Genomic DNA, 23,241 nt, shown 5'->3' with positions numbered 1-23,241 from the left:
CGGTGCCGGTGGACTACTCCGCAGCCTCCGGCCAGATCTCCTTCTGGGAGTCGGGCACGAGGTCGCCGAGCGGCACGACGAGGATCGACCGGTGCTGGCGATGCGCCAGGCGAGCGGCGACCGATCCGGTGAAGAACTCTCGGATGCTCTCGCCGATGCCCCGCTTGCGGGTGCCGATCACGATCAGCTGCGCGTCGAGCTTGTGCGCGAGCTGCTTGATCGCGAGCGCCGGGTCTCCGACGAGCTGACGGGCGGTCCAGGTGATGCCCGAGGCGTCGAGGGCCGGGGCGACCGCCGCCTGCACGGCCTCGAACTCGGCGGCACCGGCGTCGAAGTTGATGTCGATGGGGGCCGAGTGCACGTAGCCGTCGGGGTCCTCGTAGGTGACGAAACGCGTCACGTCGACGTGGGCGACCACGAGGGGCACGCCGAGCAGTCGCGCGTAGCGCACGGCTTCGTCGACCACGCGGCCGTCTTGATGGGGCTGCACTCCGACGATCACGGCCTTCTGCAGAGCCGCGTTCTGTGCGGCCTCGTCGGACGGAGTGGAGGTGTTCTCGGTCATGATGATCGCTCCCTTCACCAGCCTGGCATCAGCCAGAGGGTATTACCCGCGTGCTATTCTGAATGCTACTCTTACCGGCTGCGCGCCGGTGTCGTGAATGCCGCGGGTCCTGACCACCCGCCGCTTAACTCGTGAGGGGGTCTCGCGCATGGGCCGTGGCCGTCAGAAGGCGAAGCACACAAAGATCGCCCGCGAACTCAAGGCGTACAGTCCGTCGGTGAACTACTCCGCGCTCGAGCGCGAGCTGGGTCACCCGACCGACGAAGACGCCTACGTCGATAAGTGGGCGGACGATTATGCCGACGAAGACGAGGACGAACTAGAGAAGGCCTGACCGCCCCTCTGTTCGACTTCTCCCCCGTATGACCTACGGGGGTTTCGTCGTACCCGGGTGACACGATCTGCGAGGATCGACGCATGCCCCATGTCGTCGCTCTCTACCGTCACCCCATCAAGGGCTTCACTCCGGAGTCGGTCGGGTCCCTGACCGTTCAGGCCGACGGACGGGTCGCGGGAGATCGCGTGCTCGCGTTCCGTTTCGCGGATGCCGCGACGCCGGAAGAGCGCGACGGCCTCGAGCACTGGCCGAAGGCGAAGGGTCTTGCCCTGCAGGATTTCCCGGCACTGGCCGCCCTGCGCACGCACTACGACGACGCCCGTGCACGAGTGCGGATCGAGCACGACGGCGCGCTGCTCGCGGAGGCGGGTCTCGACGGCGACGGACGCGCAGAGCTGACGGATGCCGTCACCGCATTCGTGCGCGCGACGCGGGAGGGTCGACGCCTCGAGCGTCCCGGGCGACTCCCCCTCGTGCTGGTCGGTGACGGCGAGACCTCGCGCTTCCAGGACCGAGCCCGAGGCTACGTTTCTCTGCACAGCCACGGCAGCGCGGAGGCATTGGGCGAGGCGGTGGGAACGGGGATCGACGATCGACGCTTCCGCTCGAACATCGTCATCGACGGGGTCGATGCGTGGGCCGAGCTGGACTGGGACGGCGAGGTGCGGATCGGCGACGTCACGCTGACCACGGAGGGACCGATCGTGCGCTGCCTCGCGACCCACGCGAACCCCGACACCGGCGAACGCGACGTCAAGGTGCTCACGACCCTCACCGGTGCGCTCGGACAGGACGAGCCGACGCTCGGACGCCTGTTCCTCCCGGTCACCCCTCAGAGCGATGAGAACGCGCCGGCGGGAGTCATCCGCGTCGGCGACGAGGTGCACGTGCTCTGAGCGTCGAGCTCACCAGCGGCCGTGCCGCGCCTCCCACTCGTCTTCGATCGTGCGGCGGCGCCCGGCGACGAGACCCGCGGGGATCGACACGACGAGCACGCCGATGACGACCATCAACGGCACCTGCCAGCTTCCGGTGGTCTCGTGGAGCAGACCGATCAGCAGCGGGAAGACCGCGGCGATGCCGTAGCCGATGCTCTGCACGAATCCGCTCAGCGCGACGGCGCTCTCGGGCGTGCGCGCACGGATGCTCAGCAGTACGAGGCTGAGCGGGAACAGGATCGCCGTGAGCCCGTAGATGATCGCCCACAGCGCCGGGGCGACCGTCGGCACGAGCAGCAGACCGCCGAGACCCACGACACCGCAGGCGACCGCGAACAGGAACAGCGGCCGCGTCGCCTGGAAACGCACGATGAGGATCGGCACCAGCAGCCCGCACGGGAGACCGGCGAGGGCGAAGAGCGAGAGCAGGAATCCGGCCGTCGCGGGGGTGACGCCGGCGATGTCGACGAGCATGGTCGGCAGCCAGGCGAAGGCGACGTAGGCCATGGTCGACGACGTGCCGAACACCAGCGCGAGCGCCCACGGCAACGGCATCCGCCACAGCCGGCCGAACACGCGCGGGCTGGCCGGCACGGTGGCGATGGGTCCGGTGGCGACGGCCGCGGCATCCGTCAGGTCGTCGACCCCGTCGGTCGGGTCGAGCACGACGTCGGCGGCACGAGCGGATGCCGTCGACGCGCGCCCGCGTTCACCGATCAGCAGCGCGATCCACGGCAGCAGCGCGAGCACCGCGAACCCGCCCCAGAGCCCGAGCGACACCCGCCAGCCGAGCGAGTCGGCGACCGGCACGGCGACGAGCGGCGGCACGAAGGTCGAGACCGCCATCATGGTCGAGTACAGCGTCATCATGACGCCGAGACGGTCGGGGAAGTACTTCTTCACCAGCGGCGGCAGCAGCACGTTGCCCGCGCCGACACCGGCGAACACGACCACGGTCGCGGCGAGCAGGCTCGTCGAATCGCCCGCGAAGCCGCGCAGCAGGAGTCCGAGAGACATCAGGGCGAGGGCACCGACCGCGACGCGCTCGAGCCCGAAGCGTCGTTCGACGAGCGGGGTGATCAGCCCGAACACGGCGAAGCACACCGGCGGCGCGGCGCCGATGAGGCCGACGATCACGGGCGACACCGGGAAGTCGCGGGAGATGTGGTCGATCACCGGTGACAGCGAGGCGACCGCCGAACGCAGCGAGAACGCCACGAGCACGATCCCGATCAGCGCGAGAGCCCGCCCCTGCCAGAGCGGGCGGCCCTCCGCGATCATGAGGTCTGCGAGCTCTCCACCCAGGCCAGGTACTCGTCGCTCACGGTTCCGGTGACGTATCGGCCGTCGAAGCAGCTCATGTCGAGGTCGTCGACGACCGAGCCCTCGGTGATCGCGGCCTTCAGGTCGTCGACCTCCTGGTAGACGAGGTGGTCGCAGCCCAGCACCTCGGCGATCTCGGGGATCGTGCGGCCGTGCGCGATGAGCTCGTGACGCGACGGCATGTTGATGCCGTAGACGTGCGGGTGCCGCACGGGCGGCGCCGCCGAGGCGAAGGTCACCGAGATCGCGCCGGCATCCCGCGCCATCTGGATGATCTCCTTCGACGTCGTGCCGCGCACGATCGAGTCGTCGATGAGCAGCACGTTCTTGCCCTGGAACTCGGTCGACATCGCGTTGAGCTTCTGGCGCACGCTCTTCTTGCGCACCGCCTGCCCCGGCATGATGAAGGTGCGGCCGACGTAGCGGTTCTTGTAGAAGCCCTCGCGGTACTCGATGCCGAGCTTGCGGGCGACCTCCATCGCGGCGGGGCGCGACGAGTCGGGGATGGGCATGACGACGTCGATCTTGTTCATCGGCACGTGCTTCGCGATGGTGTCGGCGAGACGGTCGCCCATGCGCAGACGCGACTCGTAGACCGAGATGCCGTTCATGACCGAGTCGGGACGCGCGAGGTAGACGTACTCGAACGCGCACGGCGAGAGCTGCGTCTCGGCGGCGCACTGCTTGGTGTGCAGCTCGCCCTCGGTCGTGATGAAGACGGCCTCACCGGGCTCGACCTCGCGCACGACCTCGTAGTCGCCGTTCTCGAGCACCAGCGACTCGCTCGCGACGACCCACTCGTCCTTGCCCTCGTTGCCGGGCACGGTCGACGGGCGACGTCCCAGGATCAGCGGGCGGATGCCGAAGGGATCGCGGAAGGCGAGCAGACCGTAGCCGGCGATCACGGCGATGACGGCGTACGCGCCCTCGATGCGCTCGTGCGTGCGCTCGACGGCCTCGAAGACCCGCTCGGGGTCGAGGTCGACCGTCGAGGTGGTGTTCTGCAGCTCGCCCGCGAGCACGTTGAGCAGCAGCTCGGTGTCGCTCGACGAGTTGAGGTGGCGGCGATCGCGCTTCGCCATCTCGGCGGTGAGCTCACGCGTGTTGGTGAGGTTGCCGTTGTGGATGAGGATGATGCCGTACGGCGCGTTCACGTAGAACGGCTGCATCTCCTCTTCGTTCGACGCCGTGCCCTTGGTCGCGTATCGCACGTGACCGAGACCGACGTTGCCGAGCAGCGCACGCATGTCGCGGGTGCGGAACGCCTCGCGCACCATCCCCTGCGCCTTGGCGTTGTGCATGACGCCGTTCGCCTCTGCCGTGGCGATGCCCGTCGCATCCTGGCCGCGATGCTGCAGCAGGAGGAGAGCGTCGTAGATGTCCTGGTTGACCGGGGCCGTCCCCACCATTCCGACGATGCCGCACATGGGGTTTTACTTCGCTCCGTCCGCGTAGGCGCCCACGAGGCGCACCGCTCCACCGTCGACGCCCTTGGCGCCCTGTTCGAACTCTCCTGCCGGACGCCCGTCGAAACGCACCGTGCCGACCTGCCACGCGGGCATGCCCTCGGCCTGGAGCGCCGCGATCGCGGCATCCTTCGCGCTGTCGGAGACCACCGCGAGGAACCCGATACCCAGGTTCCAGGTGCCCTCCGCCGACTCGAGCGACGAACCGGCGATGTCGCTGAGCACGCGGAAGACCGGGCTCGGCGACCACGTGCTGCGATCGACCTCGGCCCAGCTGCCCTGCGGGAGCACGCGGGCGAGGTTCGCCGCGATGCCGCCGCCGGTGACGTGGCTGAGCGCGTGCACCGCGCCCGGGACGGCGTCGATGAGACGCAGCAGGGGAAGCGTGTAGAGGCGGGTCGGCTCGAGCAGGGCCTCGCCCCACGTGCCACCGAGGTCGGCCGAGTTGTCGCCGTACGAGATGCCGGCGCCCGTGATGATGTGACGCACGAGCGAGTAGCCGTTGGAGTGCAGACCGCTCGAGGCGATCGCGAGCACCGCGTCGCCGTCGGTCACGCGGTCGGCGCCGAGGATCGCATCGGCCTCGACGACTCCGGTCGCGGCACCCGCGACGTCGTAGTCGCGCGGACCCAGCAGACCCGGGTGCTCGGCCGTCTCGCCACCCACCAGCGCGGTGCCCGTCGCGGCGCACGCCTCGGCGATGCCGCGCACGATGTCGGCGATGCGCTGGGGGAAGACCTTGCCGCAGGCGATGTAGTCGGTCATGAAGAGCGGCTTCGCACCCACCACGACGATGTCGTCGACGACCATGCCGACCAGGTCCTGGCCGATCGTGTCGTGCTTGTCGATCGCCTGGGCGATCGCGACCTTCGTGCCGACGCCGTCGGTGCTGGTCGCGAGCAGCGGGCGGCGGAAGTCGCGCAGCGCGCTCGCGTCGAAGAGACCGGCGAATCCGCCGACGCCTCCGAGCACTTCGGGGCCGTGCGTCGCCCGCACGGACGACTTCATCAGCTCGACGGCGAGGTCGCCGGCAGCGGTATCGACGCCGGCTTCGGAATAGGGATTGGTGGGGGAGGCAGCCACGCGTCCAGCCTACCGCCCGCCGGGCGTGCCGAGATGCGATCGGCTCCTGCGGAGGGAGGCGATCGCATCGGCGTCACCGTCAGTGCTGAGCGTCGTCAGCCCCGTCGACATCGTCGGCCGTGTCGCGTTCTCCTCCGGCATCCGCGGCGTCGCCGTGCCGCGCGTCGCCTTCGCCGGTCACGCCCCAGGGCGCGGTCCCCGTCTCCATCCCGCTCATCGCTCCGGACTCTCCGTCGGCGCCGTCGGCTGCCGGGCCCTCGCCCGTGCGTTCGTTCTCCTGATTGCGCATCATCTCTTCCTCTCGTCCGCGGGCAGCGGATGGCCCACTTCCCCCGGTCTACGCCTCGACGGTCGAAAGGGCGCGCGGGTTGACGCGGCGCGCGGCAGCGGTTAGCACTGCTTCCCGGATTCTCACCCCGAGCGCGGCCACAGCCCTACGATGGGGCCATGGCCGACAAGCCGCAGTGGCTCATCCGCGAAGACGCGAGCGTTCCGGTGCTCGTCGCGCTCGCGCTGCGCCAGGCCCTCGGCATCCGCGTTCCCGACGATCTGCCGACTCTGCGCGATCTGCCGGTGCGCGCGCCGGATGCCGCCGACGCCACGTCGGCCATCGAGAAGCAGTGGCGCGACTACTGGGACATGACGGTCGAGCCGCGCGCACACCCCTCCGGTGTGCCCCTCGAACTGATCGACGGTTTCGACACGCTCGTGGCGCTGCCCGCCTCCGGCGCGGAAGAGCTCGGGGCGGGGATCGCCGCGCACGCGGCATCCGCTCTGCGCTACGCGCGCGCCGCGCACGACCGCTACGTGAAGTCGATGAAGAGCCACACCGGCGGCGACGCCTACCGGGCGTACGCCAGCGCGATCGCCGAGTTCGAGCGCGACATCGGCCGGCGGGCCCACTCGTTCGAGCTGAACGTGCAGGTGCTGCCGTTCTCGCAGCGTGGGATCTGGTGGATCGGTGATCTGACCGTCGCGGTGACCGACGGCCTGCGCCGAGACATCGTGGCGTTCGACTCGGCCATCCGGCCGGTCATCGCCGAACTGGCCTGAGGGTCAGTCGCGCTCGGGGGCGGGTGCGTCGGATGCCGCGGCCTCGGGTGCCGTCTGCGCTCCGGGTGCCGTCTGTGCTTCGGGTGCCTCGTCGTGGATCTCGATGATCGTCTCGCGGTCGACGCGCACGACCCGGTCGTGCCGGCGGCCGGTGCGCTCCAGGATCAACGCGACGACACCGCCCAGGGCGATCCCGATCGGCACCGTCCACAGCAGCAGGAATCCGAAGACCTGCCCGGGCGGGTAGACGACGTCGAGAGCCTGCGACTCCTCGAAGCTGCCGGTGAAGGTGAGGATGCCGGCGGCGATCACACCCAGCACGACACCGATACCCATGAACACGCCGTACCGCGGCACGTGGCGCACGGTCGCTTCGACGGTCTGCGGGGTCTCGGAAGAGGACATGCCCCCATTCTCCCACCGTTCCCTGCGGGCCGCGGCACGTCCTTCGTCTCGTCGCTCCGCGGGACGCTTCGACAGGCTCAGCGACCCGGGAGTCGGTCCCGCGCAGAAGGCTGGGTCCCTGAGCCTGTCGAAGGGCCCCACCCCGCACGCAACGGAGGAGAACTCGCGCTCCGCAGGAAGCATCCGCCGTTCTGATCCTGCGGAAGGCGAGATCTCCTCCGTCACGGAAGGAGAACTCCGCGTCGGGCGGATGCTTCGCCCAGAAACCTCCGCCCATCACCGAGAACTCCGCCCACCACCGCGTCGCTCCCGGGGCGCTTCGACAGGCTCAGCGACCCGGGAATCGGTCCTGCGCAGAAGGCTGGGTCCCTGAGCTTGTCGAAGGACCCCACCCCGCACGCAGCGGAGGAGAACTCGCGCTCCGCAGGAAGCATCCGCCGTTCTGATCCTGCGGAAGGCGAGATCTCCTCCGTCACGGGAGGAGAACTCCGCGTCGGGCGGATGCTTCGCCCAGAAACCTCCGCCCATCACCGAGAACTCCGCCCATCACTGCGTCGCTCCGCCCATCACGGAGACCTCCGCCCGACCCACCCACGACGAACCGCCCTCCCGCGCGATGCGGAAGGGCGGTTCGATCGGGTGTCAGACCTCGGTGGTCGTGACGGACGACTCTGCCGTCGAGCGGCTGCGGCGTCCGATGAGCACACCGCCCGTGCCGACGAGGGCAACGACGACGAGTCCGCCGACGATCCAGACCCAGACCGGCACGCCGCCCTGCCCGTCCGCGACCTCGGTGACGGCGGTGACCGCGGTGGTCGCCTCCGCCTCGGTCTCCTCGTCGTCGGCCGGGGCCGCGACTCCGCAGTCCGCACCGACGGGGATGACGGCGCTGACCGGGTCGAGCGCCTCGCCCGCGGCGTAGGTGCCGAAGGCGGCGGCACCGGCCTCGGTGAGCGTCGACGGGATGTCGTCGAGCGTGATCACTCCGTCGACCGCGGTGACGTCGGCCAGCGAGAACTCGGCGAACCGCACGTCCTTCAGGTCGATGGCCTCACCGGACTGCGTGGTGCCGGTGACGTCGACCACGATGTAGCCGGTGTCGCCCGCGAGCTCGAGGCGGAAGTTCGCCAGCGTCGTGTTCAGCGCGCCGTCGTGGCCCGTGAAGTTGATGCTGCCGCCGTAGGTCACGAGGCCCGCGCCGCTCTCGTCGTCGTACGAGCCGGAGCCGTTCGACCACACGAAGTCGGGGTACTGGTAGACCACGTCGGTGAGCGTCCAGCCGCCCTTCGCGATGCCCTCGATGTAGGTGCGGAACGACTCCTTGTATCCCCAGTTCAGGCTCGCGCCGTCGACGGTGCAGGCGCCGATCACGACGGTCTCACGAGCCAGCGTGAAGACGAGTCCGCGGGTCACCGAGCCCTGGAGGGTGAGCGTGTGCTCACCGTTCTCGAGCGTGGCGGGCAGGGTGCCGGTCCACGTGGCGACACCGTTGGCGTCGGCATCCACCGTGCCGAGCAGGACGGGCGTCGAGTACACGACGACCTGGATACCCTCCTCGTTCGGCTCGAAACCGGATGCCGTGATCGTCGCCGTCTTGCCCGACTGCAGGGCGGTGAGGTTCTCGTCGTCGATCTCGATACCGGTGGTCGCCGGAGGCGTGGCCGGGAGAGCCGCCTTCTTGACGACCGCCGCGGCCGCCGCGACGGTGCCGGTCGATCCGCTCGGAGCCGCGGCTGCGGAACCGATCGTGAACGTGACCGGGCTCAGAGTCGTCGAGTACCCCTGGAACACCTGGTTGACGCCGGCGGAGGTGATGGATGCCGGGGCCGAGGTGTAGGTGACCGCGCCGTTCGCCGTGGTCTTGCCCGCACGCGACAGGTCGAGCGTCGCGAACGGCACCTGGCTTCCGCCGTTGGTGACGTAGAGCGTCGCCGCGTTCGCCGAGGTGAAGCGGATCTGCGGGTTCGCGACCGTGACATCGAGGATGCCGCCGTGACCGGTGAACCGGACCGCGCCCACGTACGAGACCGTGCCGAGGCCGGTCGCGGGGTCGTAGGTGCTGCCGGTCGCCTGTCCGAACTGGAACAGTCCGTCGGCGCGCGTGGCACCACCGGTGACCTCGATCGCGCCCTTGGCGATGTTGCCCGTGATGTAGCTCAGGAACGAGCTCGACACGTCCCAGCGCAGCGAGCCGCCGGGGACGGTCGCGACCGGAGCGGTCGGGGTGACCGGGGGCTTCGGGGGCTTCGGGGGCTGCGGCGGCTTCGGGCCGAAGATCTTGTCCCACTGCGCCTCGGTGACCGTCACCGCGCTGCGCGCGTAGATCGTCGATGCGGTCGGCATCGTGTGCTGCTGCCAGCTGATGACCTCGTACGTCTTGGTGCGGTCGAGCGCGCTCGCCGCCGCCGTGAGGTCGACCGAGTAGCCACCGCCCGAGACGCTGCGCACGAACTGCATCGCGACGAAGCCGCCCTCGGCGGTGACGTCCGCCTCGGTGCCCTTCTCGATGAGCGCGACGTACGCACCCGTGATCGAGCCGTGCTTCGAACCGGTCGCCGTGATGGTCAGGCCGTTCTGGGCGGTCGCGGACTTCACCGCGGTCGTCACCTTCGGGCCGTCCTGGGGACCGAACACCGCATCCCACTGGGCCGACGTCACGTTCACGGCCTGACGCGCGTAGATCGTCGACGCGGTCGGAAGGGTGTGCTGCTGCCACACGATGACCTCGTACGACTTCGACCGGTCAAGACCCGCCTTCGCCGCCACCAGATCAACGCTGAACGCACCACCGGACACGTTGCGCACGAACTGCATCGCCGCGAACCCACCACCGGCGGTCACATCCGCCTCGGTACCCGCCTCGATCAGCGCCACATACGCACCCGTGATCGACCCGAGGTTCGACCCCGACGCAGCGACCGTCAGACCCTCGGTCGACGCCACCGACACCGCACCCGACACCGTCGGGCTGCTCGGCGGGAACACCGTGTTCCACTGCGCATCCGTCACGTTCACGGCCTGACGCGCGTAGATCGTCGACGCGGTCGGGAGGGTGTGCTGCTGCCAGACGATGACCTCGTACGCCTTCGACCGGTCAAGACCCGCCTTCGCCGCCACCAGATCAACGCTGAACGCACCACCGGACACGTTGCGCACGAACTGCATCGCCGCGAACCCACCACCGGCGGTCACATCCGCCTCGGCACCCGCTTCGATCAGCGCCACATACGCACCCGTGATCGACCCCAGCTGGGAGCCTCCCGCCGTGACGGTCAGACCGTCCTCGGTCGCCGCCTTCACCGTCGCGGTCGCGACGGGTGCCTCGTTGTAGTTCAGGGCGACGCTGCGCTCCTGCTCGGCGTTCACGACGCCACCGGCGGCGTAGGTGTAGACACCGTAGGCACCGGGCTTGGCCGCGGAGTCCTTCAGCGTGAGCGTCGCGGTGAACGTGCCGTCCGCCGCGATGTCGACCCACTGACTGCGGATGGTCGGCTGGAATGCCTCCGGAACCTGGTTCAGCACGGCCTCGGAGAGCGCCCAGAGCTGAGAGCCGATCGAGCGGTTCGCCGAAGGAGCGGATGCCGACGGCTTCCAGTTCTCCGCGAAGTTGCCGAACACGACGTACGTGCCCTGGGGCAGGTTCGCGGGGATCGGCACGCCTCGGCCACCGACGTTCGCGGTCGGGCTGTATCCCGAGCCCTTCACGACGACCTTGTCACCGGTCTTGAGAGCGGTGCCCTCCGCCGGGGTCACGCCGTCGGCCAGGAAGACCGAGATCGACGGGGCAGCCGGAACCGGCTTGACGATGTCCCACTGCGCCGTCGAGATCGTGACGGGCGTGCGCGCGAGCATGGTCTGCGCGTTCGGCAACGTGTGCTGCGTCCAGACGATGACCTCGTAGGTCTTCGTGCGGTCGAGAGCGGAGGCCGGAGCCGCGAGCGCGACCGAGAAGGCTCCGCCCGAGACGTTGCGCACGAACTGCATCGCCGCGAATCCGCCGCCCGCGGTGACGTTCGCCTCGGTGCCGGTCTCGATGATCGCGGCGTAGACGCCGGTCGCGGCGCCGAACAGCGTGCCCGTGACGTTGGCCGTGATGCCCGCATCGCTGACGGCGAGGTCGGAGACGGCGACCTTCGGGGCCGGCGCGTAGTTGAGGGCGACGCTGCGCTCCTGGTCGGCGTTGCTCACGCCACCGGCACCGTAGGTGTAGACGCCGTACGAGCCGGGGGTCGCCGTGGTGTCCTTGAGCGTCAGGGTCGCCGTGAACGAACCGTCGGCCGCGAGGGGCACCCACTGGCCGCGCACGGCGGCCTGGTACTGCGAGGGAACCTGGTCGAGCACGCTCTCGGCGAGCGCCCACGCCTGCACCGAACCCGAGCGGGTCGCGGCTGCGGCACCGGCGGACGGCTTCCAGTTCTCGGCGAAGTTGCCGAACACGACGTAGGTGCCCTGGGGCAGGTTCGCGGGGATCGGAGCGCCACGGCCGCCGACGTTGGCGGTCGGGTCGTAGCCCGTGCCCTTCACGACGACCTTGTCGCCGGCCTTGAGCGCGGTGTCGGCCGCGGGCGTGGTGCCGTCGGCGAGGAAGACGGAGATCGCGGCGGAAGCCGGAACCTCGGGCTCGGTCGGCGTCTCCGGCTCAGCGGGCGTCTCCGGCTCGGTCGGCGTCTCCGGCTCGGCGGGCGTCTCCGGCTCAGCGGGCGTCTCCGGCTCAGCGGGCGTCTCCGGCTCAGCGGGGGTCTCCGGCTCGGTCGCGGGCGGGAAGACGGCATCCCACTGCTCCGCGCTGATGGCGACATCGGCGCGGGCGTAGATGTTGGTGGCGTCCGGGATCGTGTGCTGCTGCCAGACGATGACCTCGTACACCTTGGTGCGGTCGAAGGCGGATGCCGCCCCCGCGAGGTCGACCGTGAAGCCGCCGTCGGTGACGGTGCGCACGAACTGCATGGCCGCGAATCCGCCACCCGCGGTCACGCCGCTCTCGCTGCCCTTCTCGATGACGGCGGCGTAGGCGCCGGCCGTTCCCTCGGGAAGAGCGGATGCCGTGGCCCGCACCGTCACACCGGACGTATCGGCCACGGTGACGCTGGTGGTGACGACGGTGTCGGCCGCGAGCGCGGGCTGAGCGACCGTGAGGCCGGTCACGACGAGGAAGAGCGATATCAGGGCAGCTATCGCCGCGCGGACGCGGCCTGTCGCTGTGGTGCTGGGTGCTGTGGAGTTCACGGTTTCTCTCCGGGCCCCGGGGTGCGCGGGCACGCACGCCGGCGGTGCCGCTATGCAGTCGGGCGAAGGGATTAGGTTAGGCTGCACTAAGCAGCTACCGTTTCTGAGCGTAAGCTGTGCGCGAGGCTCGCGTCAAGTTTTAGGATAGCCTTGCCTTATGCGCCGCGTCTTTGCTGTCTTCCTCGCTGCCTCGCTCGCGATCGGACTCGCCGGTTGCGCACAGCCCGGCGCGGATGCCGCAACCCCCGACGCCTCGGCAACGCCCGTGGACGATTGCCCCCAGGCATCCGTCCCTCTCGCCGATCTCGACCTCGTCGATGACGTCCGCGCCGTCGAGGGCGGATCGACCGCCTGCCTGTCGAGCCATGCCATCACCCCCATCGACGACGACACCGCGCCCGACCTGCCGGTCACGGTGACGGATAGCGAAGACCGCGAGGTCACGATCACCTCGGCCGACCGCATCCTGCCGATCGACATCTCGGGCACCATCGCCTCGACCGTCTTCGCCCTGGGCCTCGGCGACCAGGTCGTCGGGCGGGATGCGTCGACCCAGTTCGTGGGCACCGAAGACCTCCCCGTCGTCACGCAGAGCGGGCACAGCCTGAACGCCGAGGCGATCCTCGAGCTCGCCCCCACCGTCGTGCTCACCGACACGACCATCGGACCCAAGGAGGTGCGCCAGCAGTTGCGCGACGCGGGCATCGCGGTCGTCGTCATCTCGAGCGACCGGCGCATCGACACCACCGACGAGCTCGTCACCGAGATCGCCGGCGCCCTGGGCGTGCCCACCCGCGGAGCGGCCCTCATCGAACGCCTCGCGGGCGAGCTCGACGACGCCGAGGCCGAGATCGCCGAGATCGTGCCCGCCGACGAGGCCGATCGCGCCCGCATGCTCTTCCTCTACGTGCGCGGCAGCGCGAACGTCTACTACATCTTCGGCGAGGACTCCGGCGCCGATTCCCTCATCGACGCGGTCGGCGGCGTCGACGTCGCCGAAGAGATCGGCTGGGAGGGCATGAAGCCCATGACCGCCGAAGCCCTCGTCGCCGCGAAGCCCGACGTGCTCGTGATGATGACCGACGGACTCGAATCGGTCGGGGGCATCGACGGTCTGATCGAACGTGTCCCCGCCGTCGCCCAGACGCCCGCCGGAACCCACCGCCGCGTGATCGACATGGCCGACAGCGAGATCCTCAGCTTCGGGCCGCGCTCGGCCGAGATCATCAGCGCCCTCGCCCGCGCCCTCTACGCGCCCGAGCCCGCGAAATGACCTCGGAGGTCGTCACCCCGACGCCGACCACGCGCCGGGGGCTGCGCTTCGCGCTGGTCGTCATCGGCCTGCTCGCGGCGCTCGTGATCACCTGCATCGCATCGATCACGAGCGGCCAGTACGACCTCTCCCCCACCGATCTCGTCGGCGTGCTGCTGCACGGCATCGGCATCGACACCGCCTGGGCGCCGTCGAACGCCACCGATTACGGCGTCATCAACAGCATCCGGATGCCGCGGCTGGTGCTCGGCCTGCTCGTCGGCGCCGCGCTCGCGGTGTCGGGCGTGCTCATGCAGGCGATCTTCGGCAACCCGCTGGCGGATGCCGGTGTCGTCGGCGTCTCGTCGGGCGCCGCCCTCGGCGCGGCCGCGAGCATCACCCTGGGACTCGCCTCGTTCGGGATGTGGACGACCCCCGCGTTCGCCTTCATCGGTGGACTCGTGGCGGTGCTCTCCGTCTACTTCATCAGCCGTTCGGGCGGGCGCACCGAGGTCGTCACGCTCCTGCTCACGGGTATCGCGATCAACGCGATCGCGGGCGCCGGGATGGCGTTCCTCACGTTCATCGGCACGACCTCGACGCGCGAGCAGATCGTGTTCTGGCAGCTCGGATCACTCAACGGCGCGCTGTGGCAGAACGTCGCCCTCGTCGCACCGCTGGTCGCGATCGGCATCGTCGTGGCGTTGATCGTCGCTCCGAGCCTCGACCTCTTCGCCCTCGGCGAGCGCACCGCACGTCACCTCGGACTCAACGTCGAGCTGCTGCGCATCACGGTCATCGTCACCGTGGCGCTGCTGGTGTGCGCGGCCGTCGCGTTCGCCGGGATCATCGGGTTCGCGGGCCTCGTCGTGCCCCACCTGATGCGCATGATCATCGGCCCCGCGCACCTGCCGCTCGTGATCGCCTCGGCTCTCGGCGGCGCGCTGCTCATCGCCGTGGCCGATCTCGTCGCCCGCACCGCCGTGCCCCTCGCCGACCTGCCGATCGGCATGATCACCTCGCTCGTCGGCGGCCCCTTCTTCCTCTGGCTGCTCGTGCGCACACGCCGCCGGGCGGGAGGCTGGGCATGACCGTCCGCCTGCGGGGCACCGGGCTCACCGTGCGCGTCGGCGACGGTCGCGCGATCCTCGACGACGCCTCGATCGACATCCACGCCGGGCAGATCCACGCCCTCGTCGGCCCCAACGGCGCCGGCAAATCGACCCTGTTCGGCGTGCTCGCCGGCGACGTGACGGCCCAGACCGGACGGGTCGAGCTCGACGGGGCGCCGGTCACCGGCATCCGTTCGCGCACCCTCGCGCGGCAGCGGGCGGTGCTGCTGCAGGAGAACACCGTCACGTTCCCGTTCACGGCCGAGCAGGTCGTGCGCATGGGGCGCTCGCCCTGGGCGCGAACCCCCGCGGCCGACGACGACGATGCCATCGTCGCGACCTCGATGGGATCCACCGAGGTGCTGCCGCTCAGCGCCCGCTCGGTCACGTCTCTGTCGGGCGGTGAGCGCGCCCGCGTGGCGCTGGCCCGCGTGATCGCGCAGAGCACCGGCATCCTGCTGCTCGACGAACCCACCGCCGCTCTCGACCTCAAGCACCACGAAGACGTCATGCGGCTCATCGGCCTGCAGGCGGCCGAGGGCGTCGCCGTCGCGATCGTGCTGCACGACCTCAACGCCGCACTGGCGCATGCCGACCGTGTCACCCTGCTGTCGCAGGGGCGCGTGGTCGCCACCGGCGCCCCCGCCGAGGTGCTCACGGCGCCGCGCATCGAAGAGGTCTACGGTCAGCCCGTCGACGTCTTCCCCCACCCCGTCACGGGGGTTCCGCTGGTGGTCGCGCGGCGCTAGGTACCGGCGCGCTACGGGCGCAGGGGCAGCACGTCGACGAGGTCGGCGCGCGTGCCCGAGGCGGCGATGCGACCGGATGCCGCGGCATCCGCCCACTGCTCCTCGCCCAGCGCGACCGCGAGCCACGTCGCGGCATCCATCTCGACCACGTTCGGGGGCGTGCCGCGCGTGTGCCGCGGCCCCTGGATGACCTGCACCGCGCCGAACGGAGGCACCCGCACCTCGACGCTGTTGCCCGGCGCCTTCTCGTCGAGCAGCTGCAGCAGATACCGCACGGCCGTGGCGAGGGCCAGACGCGGGGGCTTCTCGCCCGCGGCATCCGCCTGCTTCACGACGTCGAGCGCCGTGCGTCCGTCGACGATGTCGATCTTCTTGGCCATCTCCCCACACTACGACCGCGCGTAGGCTCGCAGCATGAGCATGCATCCCGAGGGCGCCCGCGCCGAGCTGCTCGCCGCGGCATCCGGGCACGGCTGGGGCGGCCCCTTCCCCGCACTCCTCCATCCCGAGAACGCGCACGATGCGGCGGTGCTCATCTTGTTCGGCGTGCTCGATCGCGAACCGGCCGTGGTGCCCGATGCGGCCGTCGCGCGCGACCTCGACGTGCTGCTGCAGCGCCGCGCCTCCACGCTCTCGTCGCATCCGGGGCAGGTGTCGTTCCCGGGTGGGCGGGTCGAGCCGGGGGATGAGGACGCCGCCGCCACCGCGCTCCGCGAAGCCGAAGAGGAGACCGGACTCGACCCGGCGGGCGTCGACGTGCTGGCGACCCTGCCCGAGATCCCCCTCGCGGCCAGCAACCATCGCGTGACCCCGGTTCTGGGGTGGTGGCGCACACCGTCGCGGGTGGCGGCGATCGATCACGCCGAGACGGTGGAGGTGTTCCGGGTGCCGGTGGCGCAGCTGCTCGACCCGGCGACACGGTACACCTCGGTGCGCACGTTCGGCGACCGCACGTTCCGGGCTCCGGCGTTCGACGTCGACGGCACGATCGTGTGGGGCTTCACGGCCATGGTGCTCAGCGGCATCTTCGACGCGGCCGGGTGGACCGTGCCGTGGAACGTCGCCGACGAGCGGCCGGTCTGAGGGTCCTCGAGGCGGGGCCCTTCAACGGGCTCAATGACCGGGACTCCTGTTCACAACTCCGGAGAAACGCGGCGATTCGGTCTGGATCACGCAGATGCGGAGCAATTCGGCGCAGATCTCCGGAGTTATGCCCGCCGCAACCCGCCGAAACCCGACGGGCGAGGCTCGATAGGCTGGGCGGGTGAAGATTCTCGTCCTCGGTTCCGGTGCCCGTGAGCACGCGATCATCCTCGCTCTGCGAGCAGAGAAGGCGGAGCACGAGATCTTCGTCTCCCCCGGCAACGCCGGCATCGCACAGGATGCGACCCCCGTCGCGGTCGACGTGCTCGACGGCGGCGCGGTGACCGCGTTCGCGAACGAGCACGCGATCGACCTCGTCGTCATCGGCCCCGAGGCACCGCTGGTCGCTGGTGTCGCCGACGCGCTGCGCGAGCGCGGCATCCCGGTCTTCGGCCCGGGCAAGGCGGCGGCCCAGCTCGAGGGTTCGAAGGCCTTCGCCAAGCGCATCATGGACTCCGCGGGTGTTCCCACAGGCCGCGCCGTGCGTGCGACCACCACCGCCGAGGTCGAGGCGGCGTTCGACGACCTCGGCGCCCCGCACGTCGTGAAGGCCGACGGTCTCGCCGCCGGCAAGGGCGTCATCGTCACCTCCGACCGCGCCGAGGCCCTCGCGCACGCCGAGCAGTATCTGCCCGCCGGCCCGGTGCTCGTCGAGGAGTTCCTCTCCGGCCCCGAGGTCTCGCTCTTCTTCCTCAGCGACGGCGACACCGTGCGCGCCCTCAGCCCCGCGCAGGACTTCAAGCGCGCGCTCGACGGCGACGCCGGCCCCAACACGGGCGGCATGGGCGCCTACTCGCCGCTGCCCTGGCTCGCCGAGCAGTTCGGAAGCGAGCAGGAGTTCGTCGCCGAGGTCACGCGCGACGTGGCCGTGCCCGTGATCCGCCAGCTCGACGCCGAAGGCACCCCCTTCATCGGTCTGCTCTACGCCGGTCTCATCCTCACCCCCGCGGGTGTGCGCGTGATCGAGTTCAACGCCCGTTTCGGCGACCCCGAGACGCAGGTCGTGCTGCCGCGCCTGGTCACGCCGCTATCGGAGCTGCTGTTCGCCGCGGCATCCGGCACCCTCGAGGACCAGCCCGAGCCCGTCTTCAGCGACGACGTCGCGATCACCGTGGTGCTCGCGAGCGAGGGCTACCCCGAGGCCCCGCAGACCGGTCGCCCGATCGAGAAGCTCGCGGATGCCGCGTCCGTCGAGGGTGTGCGCATCGTGCACGCCGCAACGGCGGGTCCAGATGCTCCGGGCGGAGACCTGCTCGCCACCGGTGGTCGCGTGCTGAACGTGGTGGCGACGGCATCCGATTTCGGCACTGCCCGCGCTCGCGCGTACGACGCGATCGGACGCATCCGTCTGGAGGGCGCGCACTACCGCGGCGACATCGCCGCCCGCGTCGCCGAGTAACGCTGCTCTACAGCGCGACCCAGTACCGTCGCAGCATCCCCATGCCGCGCGCCGACTGGTCGCTGATGTCTTGCAGCACCCCGCCGGCACGCTCGATCGTGCGGTACGAGCCCTCGTTGTCGACGTCGCAGGTGATCAGCACCCGCTGCAGGCCGATCTCGCGCGCTCGTTCGAGGCCGAGCGTGAGCGCGGCCGAGGCGATCCCCTCGCGGCGACGTGAGGCCCGCACCGAGTAGCCGATGTGCCCGCCGGCCTCGGCGAGCCACTCGTTGAGCGCGTGCCGGAACGACAGGAACCCGACCACCTCGGCTCCGTCGACCACCCAGTACAGGTCGTTGTGCACCCGGTCGGCGGGCGGGGCGATCGCGGTGTCGGCGAGGCGCTCGGCATCCGCGATCAGGGCATCCAGAGTCGCTCGGTCGGGCGTCACGGGAGCCGTCAGACCCGACCCGTCGACATGCCCCTCGCCGAACTCCGCCACGGCGGCTGCCCACGAGTCGAAGAGGTCGGCGGTCGGTCGAACGAGCTGCACGGTCATCGCCCCACCCCATCAGATGGCGGTGTCCGGTCGCAAACCGCCCGCGTGCCGTCGAGCGAGACCCACCGCAAACGTCGAGACCCACCCTTCCCGACGCCGATACCGGTCGGTCTCGACGCGGGTGGTGGGTCTCGACGAAGCAAGTCTCGACGAAGCAGGTCTCGACGAAGAGCGGATGCCGCGAACTACAGCACCTTCGAGAGGAACTCCTTCAGGCGCTCGTTCTTGGGTGCCTCGAACAGGTCGGCCGGCGCGGCCTCCTCGACGACGACGCCGCCGTCCATGAAGACCGTGCGGTCGGAGACCTCGCGGGCGAAGCCCATCTCGTGCGTCACGAGCACCATCGTCATGCCGCCCTCGGCGAGATCGCGGATGACCTGCAGCACCTCCCCCACCATCTCGGGGTCGAGGGCACTGGTGGCCTCGTCGAACAGCATGATCTCGGGGTCCATCGCGAGCGCACGGGCGATCGCCACGCGCTGCTTCTGACCGCCCGAGAGCGAGGCGGGCTTGGCATCCGCCTTCTCCGACAGGCCGACCCGCTCGAGCAGGGCCAGCGCGCGCTCGCGGGCCTTCGACTTCGACAGACGACCCAGCTCGATCGGCGCGAGCGTGATGTTCTCGAGCACCGTCATGTGCGGGAACAGGTTGAAGTGCTGGAAGACCATGCCGATGCGCTGGCGCACCTCGTCGAGCTTGACGCTCTTGTCGGTGAGGTCGACGCCGTCGATGACGACCTTGCCCGACGTGGGCTCCTCGAGCTTGTTGAGGCAGCGCAGCAGTGTCGATTTGCCCGAACCCGAGGGCCCGATGACCGCGACGACCTCGCCGTCGTCGACCGTCAGATCGATGCCCTTGAGCACCTCGTTGCTTCCGAACGACTTGTGCAGGTTCTGCACGGCGATCTTGCTCATGCGTTGAACTTCCTCTCGAGGCGGTTCGCGAGCAGCGTCAGCAGCGTGATCACGACGAAGTAGATGATGGCGACGATCGTCAGCACCTGCGCCGACAGATAGGTCGAGGCGATGATCTGACGCGACTGGAACGTCAGCTCGGCGAGGCCGATGACGCTGATCAGCGACGTGTCCTTGAGGGTGATGATGCCCTGGTTCACGAACGACGGGATCATGATGCGGAACGCCTGCGGCAGCACGACCTTCTGCATGGTCTTCCAGTGGCCGAGACCCAGCGAACGCGATGCCTCGTTCTGACCGGGGTCGACGGCCTGGATGCCGCCGCGGATGATCTCGGTCATGTAGGCACCCGTGTTGAGCGAGAGCGTGATCGCTCCGGCCACGAACGGGTTGAACTGCAGGCCCGGGAACAGCTGCGGGATGGCGAAGAAGACGAAGAACGCCTGCACCAGGATCGGGGTGCCGCGGAACACGAACACGTAGGCGGTCGCGATCCAGCGGAACGGCAGGAACTTCGAGAGGCGTCCGAAGCCGAACACGATGCCGAGCACGAAGGCGGCGACGAGGGCGACGAGCGTCGCGAGGATCGTCAGCCAGAGACCGCTCATCAGCGCCGGCCAGTACTTCACGGCGACGGAGATGATGTCGGTCGGCTGGGCGGATGCCTCGCCCGCGCTGAGGTAGGTGTCGACGATCTCGTCGTACTCGCCGCTCTCCTGCAGGTTCGCCAGGCCGGCGTTGAACTTCTCGATCAGCTCGGGGTTCATGCCCTTGTTGACCGCGAAACCGTACTCGCCGCCGAGTTCGGGCTCGCCCACGAGACGGAAACCGGAGCCCTGCTGGATGCCGTAAGCCAGCACCGGGAAGTCCTCGAAGTAGCCGACGGCCTGGTTCGCCTTGACGGCATCCACCATGTCGGTCGTGTCGGAGTAGGGCGTGATGCGGAAACCGTACTCGTCCTGGTTGTCCTCGGCGAAGGTCTGGCCCTGGGTACCGGTCTTCACCGCGACGGTCTTGCCGTCGAGGTCGTCGAGCGAATCGATGTCGCTCGACTCGAGAACGCCGAGCTGGATGCCGCTGGTGAAGTACGGCTCGCTGAAGTCGAACGTCTGCTGACGCTCCTCGGTGATCGACATGCCGGCCATGACGGCATCCACCTGGTTCGACTGCAGGGCCTGCAGGGCCGCGTCGAATCCGAGCTGGCGGATCTCGACCTCGAAGCCCTGGTCGTCGGCGATCGCGCGGAGCAGGTCCATGTCGATGCCGACGAGCTCGCCGTCGGAGTTCGTGAACTCGAACGGCGCGAAGGTCGTGTCGGTGCCGATGACGTACGTCTCACCGTCGGCGGCCGTGGCGGGGGCGGCTCCGCCGAGCAGCGCGGCGCCCGCGACGGCGGTCGCGAGCACGGCGGCTCCGGTCGTGCGGGCGAGGCGGCGGAGCCGGGCGCGCAGGGAAGAGGGGTGTGGGATCACGACGGATGCTCCTCGGATCGGGGTGGCGACCGGCCGGTCGCCGCCCGTCTACCTTAGTCAACGCGAAACGCCCCGCCCATTTCGGGGCGGGGCGTTCGTCGGAGGATCAGACGGCCGGATGCTTCGGCGCACCGCGCAGGAACAGCGACGCGATGAGCGCGACGAGGATCACGCAGGCCGGCAGCAGGATCGCCTGCGACATGCCCGTCGAGAAGCCCTCGGCGACGACATCCGGAAGGGTTCCACCCGAGCCGATCGACCCGCCGGCGTCGTCCATGCCCGGCAGGTTCGCCTCGAGGCGCGCCTGCATGAACGTGGCGATCGCGGCCGATCCGACCACCGATCCGATCGTGCGGGTGGTGTTGTAGATGCCCGCGCCCGCGCCGGCCTGGCGCATCGGGAGCATCCGGGTGGCGGTCGTCGCGAGCGGACCCCACATACCGGCGTTGCCGAGGCCCATGAGGGCGGAGGGGAACAGGAACATCCAGATCGGGGTGTCCATGTTCACCAGCGACGAGTACCAGAACAGGGCTCCCGAGACGGCGAGCAGACCCGGGATCAGGATGATGCGGGGGTCGGTGCGGTCGAGGATCTTGCCCGCGACCGGAGCCAGCACGCCCGAGAGCACCGCCATCGGGATCATCAGGAGCGCGGCTTCGGTCGGGGTGAGCCCCCGGGCCGTCTGCAGGAAGAACATCAGCGGCAGCGACATGCTCGTCACCGTGAAGCCCACTGCGGCGATCGCGACGTTCGCGCCCGAGAAGTTGCGGTCCTTGAAGAGCTCCAGCGGCACGAGCGCCTCGGACTTCGTCTTCCACTGCTGCACGATGAAGATCGCGAGCACCACGATGCCGGCGATGATCATGCCCCACACCGAGATCGGGCCCCAGATGACGCCCCAGTCGTACTTCTCACCCTCCTGCAGGCCGAAGACCACGAGGAAGATCGCGACGGCGCTCAGCACGACGCCGAGGATGTCGAAGCGGTGCGGATGCGTCTTGAGCTTGGGCACGAGGATCCACGCGGCGACGAAGGCGATCACGCCGACGGGCAGGTTGACGAAGAAGATCCACTCCCAGCCGAGGCCGTCGACGAGCACGCCGCCGAGCAGCGGGCCGACGAGCGTCGCGACACCGGCGGTCGCACCCCACAGGCCCATGGCCGCGCCGCGGCGCTCGGGCGGGAAGGTGCGGGTGATGACGGCCATGGTCTGCGGGGTCATGAACGCGGCGCCGAGACCCTGCACGGCGCGGGCCGCGATCAGGCCCTCGAGCGAGCTCGACAGACCGCACCAGAGGGATGCCGCGGTGAAGATCGCGAGTCCGATGAGGTAGATGTTCTTCGGTCCGAAGCGGTCGCCGAGGCGGCCGGTGATCAGCAGCGGCACGGCGTAGGTGAGCAGGTAGGCGCTGGTCACCCACACGACGTTGTCGAGGTTGTTGGTGTTCGGGTCGAGGGCGGCCTTGATCGCGGGGTTCGCGACCGAGACGATCGTCGTGTCGACGAGGATCATGAAGAAGCCGATGACGAGCGCCCAGAGGGCGGGCCAGGGGCTCTTCGGTGCCTGCCCCGCGGCGAAGGGGCCGGTCTGGGGGCCGACGGCCTGTCGGGATTCGGTCATTGCTGTGCAGCCTTTCGCTGAGCGATGTAGCGGTCTGTGTCGTCGAAGTCGTTCGGGCCCCAGCGGAGCCCGTCGCTGTCGAGTCGGGTGAGGAGGGTGTCGAGCCAGCGCACCTCGGCCTCGAGCAGTGCCTCCTGGCGTTCTATCTCGACGAGCACCTGTGCGGGAGTACCCCGTTCGTGTGCTGCGCGGAGCCCGTCGCGGTGGGCCACGTGGCTCTCGATGAGAGCGGAACGACGCTCGCGCAACAGCGCGGTGACGTCGTCGCGCTCGAGATTGTGCGCTTCGGCGAGCGCGATGCGGAAGTCGGTCTCGCTGTCGGTGCGGGGCAGTTCGCGGCGCACCCACGCGATGACGGTGTCGCGACCGGCATCGGTCAGCGTGTAGGTGGTGCGCTCGGGACGGTTGCCGTCACGATCGATGCCGATCTCGTCGATCAGGCCGGTCTTCTGCAGGCGCGCGACCGTGTGATAGAGCGTGCCGTTGGTGATCGTGAGCAGGCGGTCGTCCTGACGAGTGCGCAGCAGACGGACCATCTCATAGGGGTGCATGTCGCCCTCGCGCAGCAGCGCGAGCACCATCACACCCATGGGCGTGAGCGTGTCGATCGGATCCTTCATCACCTGCTCCACTTCGATTAGTCCA

General features: G+C 69.7%; 21 protein-coding genes. 8 read left to right on the top strand and 13 right to left on the bottom strand.

The genetic code is table 11. The features are described 5' to 3' along the window. Window positions 1-13: 13 nt before the first annotated feature. Window positions 14-565: a universal stress protein gene (locus KV396_RS08725; protein ID WP_247623611.1), complete on the bottom strand. Its 552-nt coding sequence runs from the start codon at window positions 563-565 to the stop codon at window positions 14-16. 148 nt (window positions 566-713) lie between these two features. Between KV396_RS08725 and KV396_RS08720 the strand changes: the two genes are divergently transcribed. Then, a complete protein-coding gene (locus KV396_RS08720; RefSeq protein ID WP_029259537.1) occupies window positions 714-899 on the top strand; it encodes a DUF3073 domain-containing protein in 186 nt (61 codons plus the stop codon). Window positions 900-982: 83 nt separating this feature from the next. Beyond that, complete coding sequence (locus KV396_RS08715) at window positions 983-1,798, top strand: MOSC domain-containing protein (RefSeq protein ID WP_247955456.1); 816 nt, start codon at window positions 983-985, stop codon at window positions 1,796-1,798. A gap of 9 nt (window positions 1,799-1,807) precedes the next feature. Here KV396_RS08715 and KV396_RS08710 read toward each other — a convergent pair whose 3' ends face one another. The 4 genes from KV396_RS08710 to KV396_RS08695 form a co-directional block, all read right to left on the bottom strand. Continuing rightward, entirely contained in the window at window positions 1,808-3,121 is a 1,314-nt protein-coding gene (locus KV396_RS08710) for an MFS transporter (protein ID WP_247955455.1), read from the bottom strand. Further along, window positions 3,118-4,590, bottom strand: a complete 1,473-nt coding sequence (purF, locus tag KV396_RS08705; RefSeq protein ID WP_247623614.1) for an amidophosphoribosyltransferase — start codon at window positions 4,588-4,590, stop codon at window positions 3,118-3,120. The genes KV396_RS08710 and purF overlap by 4 nt, the downstream gene beginning before the upstream one ends. Window positions 4,591-4,596: 6 nt before the next feature. Further along, window positions 4,597-5,712, bottom strand: coding sequence for a phosphoribosylformylglycinamidine cyclo-ligase (gene purM / locus KV396_RS08700; protein WP_247633057.1), 1,116 nt, complete (start codon window positions 5,710-5,712; stop codon window positions 4,597-4,599). 79 nt (window positions 5,713-5,791) lie between these two features. Beyond that, on the bottom strand, window positions 5,792-6,001 hold the full coding sequence (locus tag KV396_RS08695) for a hypothetical protein (RefSeq protein WP_247955454.1): 210 nt from the start codon (window positions 5,999-6,001) through the stop codon (window positions 5,792-5,794). Between the two features lie 158 nt (window positions 6,002-6,159). Here KV396_RS08695 and KV396_RS08690 point away from each other — a divergent pair, with 158 nt between their 5' ends. Beyond that, window positions 6,160-6,765: a zinc-binding alcohol dehydrogenase gene (locus KV396_RS08690; RefSeq protein WP_247623617.1), complete on the top strand. Its 606-nt coding sequence runs from the start codon at window positions 6,160-6,162 to the stop codon at window positions 6,763-6,765. Between the two features lie 3 nt (window positions 6,766-6,768). On the opposite strand, the gene KV396_RS08685 is transcribed toward KV396_RS08690, so the two are convergent. Further along, window positions 6,769-7,170 (bottom strand): potassium transporter Trk, encoded by a 402-nt coding sequence (locus tag KV396_RS08685; RefSeq protein ID WP_247955453.1) that lies wholly within the window; start codon window positions 7,168-7,170, stop codon window positions 6,769-6,771. Window positions 7,171-7,812: 642 nt separating this feature from the next. Beyond that, window positions 7,813-12,396: an HtaA domain-containing protein gene (locus KV396_RS08680; RefSeq protein ID WP_247955452.1), complete on the bottom strand. Its 4,584-nt coding sequence runs from the start codon at window positions 12,394-12,396 to the stop codon at window positions 7,813-7,815. A gap of 157 nt (window positions 12,397-12,553) precedes the next feature. Here KV396_RS08680 and KV396_RS08675 point away from each other — a divergent pair, with 157 nt between their 5' ends. Genes KV396_RS08675 through KV396_RS08665 form a run of 3 tightly spaced genes read left to right on the top strand, consistent with a single transcriptional unit; the run spans window position 12,554 to window position 15,509 of the window. Next, entirely contained in the window at window positions 12,554-13,669 is a 1,116-nt protein-coding gene (locus KV396_RS08675) for a heme/hemin ABC transporter substrate-binding protein (protein WP_247955451.1), read from the top strand. Next, window positions 13,666-14,739, top strand: a complete 1,074-nt coding sequence (locus KV396_RS08670; protein WP_247955450.1) for a FecCD family ABC transporter permease — start codon at window positions 13,666-13,668, stop codon at window positions 14,737-14,739. The genes KV396_RS08675 and KV396_RS08670 overlap by 4 nt, the downstream gene beginning before the upstream one ends. After that, window positions 14,736-15,509 carry a heme ABC transporter ATP-binding protein gene (locus KV396_RS08665; protein ID WP_247955449.1) on the top strand — a complete coding sequence of 258 codons (774 nt, stop codon included), beginning with the start codon at window positions 14,736-14,738 and terminating at the stop codon, window positions 15,507-15,509. The genes KV396_RS08670 and KV396_RS08665 overlap by 4 nt, the downstream gene beginning before the upstream one ends. 11 nt (window positions 15,510-15,520) lie before the next feature. On the opposite strand, the gene KV396_RS08660 is transcribed toward KV396_RS08665, so the two are convergent. Further along, window positions 15,521-15,889, bottom strand: coding sequence for a sterol carrier family protein (locus tag KV396_RS08660; protein ID WP_247633065.1), 369 nt, complete (start codon window positions 15,887-15,889; stop codon window positions 15,521-15,523). Between the two features lie 34 nt (window positions 15,890-15,923). Here KV396_RS08660 and KV396_RS08655 point away from each other — a divergent pair, with 34 nt between their 5' ends. Together KV396_RS08655 and purD are read left to right on the top strand one after the other, a co-directional pair. Further along, a complete protein-coding gene (locus KV396_RS08655) occupies window positions 15,924-16,592 on the top strand; it encodes an NUDIX hydrolase (protein ID WP_247955448.1) in 669 nt (222 codons plus the stop codon). 181 nt (window positions 16,593-16,773) lie between these two features. Continuing rightward, on the top strand, window positions 16,774-18,051 hold the full coding sequence (purD, locus tag KV396_RS08650; protein ID WP_247955447.1) for a phosphoribosylamine--glycine ligase: 1,278 nt from the start codon (window positions 16,774-16,776) through the stop codon (window positions 18,049-18,051). 7 nt (window positions 18,052-18,058) lie between these two features. Here the strand turns inward: purD and KV396_RS08645 are convergent, their stop codons facing one another. From KV396_RS08645 to KV396_RS08625, 5 genes are all read right to left on the bottom strand, one after another. Further along, complete coding sequence (locus tag KV396_RS08645; protein WP_247955446.1) at window positions 18,059-18,589, bottom strand: GNAT family N-acetyltransferase; 531 nt, start codon at window positions 18,587-18,589, stop codon at window positions 18,059-18,061. A 185-nt stretch (window positions 18,590-18,774) separates the two neighbouring features. After that, window positions 18,775-19,503, bottom strand: a complete 729-nt coding sequence (locus tag KV396_RS08640) for an amino acid ABC transporter ATP-binding protein (RefSeq protein WP_247633069.1) — start codon at window positions 19,501-19,503, stop codon at window positions 18,775-18,777. After that, window positions 19,500-20,975, bottom strand: a complete 1,476-nt coding sequence (locus KV396_RS08635) for an amino acid ABC transporter substrate-binding protein/permease (protein WP_247623628.1) — start codon at window positions 20,973-20,975, stop codon at window positions 19,500-19,502. Before KV396_RS08635 ends, KV396_RS08640 begins: the two co-directional genes overlap by 4 nt. A gap of 106 nt (window positions 20,976-21,081) precedes the next feature. Beyond that, window positions 21,082-22,596 carry a DHA2 family efflux MFS transporter permease subunit gene (locus KV396_RS08630; RefSeq protein WP_282185330.1) on the bottom strand — a complete coding sequence of 505 codons (1,515 nt, stop codon included), beginning with the start codon at window positions 22,594-22,596 and terminating at the stop codon, window positions 21,082-21,084. Then, window positions 22,593-23,216: a PadR family transcriptional regulator gene (locus KV396_RS08625; RefSeq protein WP_247955445.1), complete on the bottom strand. Its 624-nt coding sequence runs from the start codon at window positions 23,214-23,216 to the stop codon at window positions 22,593-22,595. Before KV396_RS08625 ends, KV396_RS08630 begins: the two co-directional genes overlap by 4 nt. Between the last annotated feature and the right edge of the window lie 25 nt (window positions 23,217-23,241).

The sequence above is a fragment of the Microbacterium galbinum genome (genome assembly GCF_023101185.1).
Classification (GTDB): domain Bacteria; phylum Actinomycetota; class Actinomycetes; order Actinomycetales; family Microbacteriaceae; genus Microbacterium; species Microbacterium galbinum.
This window is presented reverse-complemented; position numbering and strand designations above follow the sequence as displayed.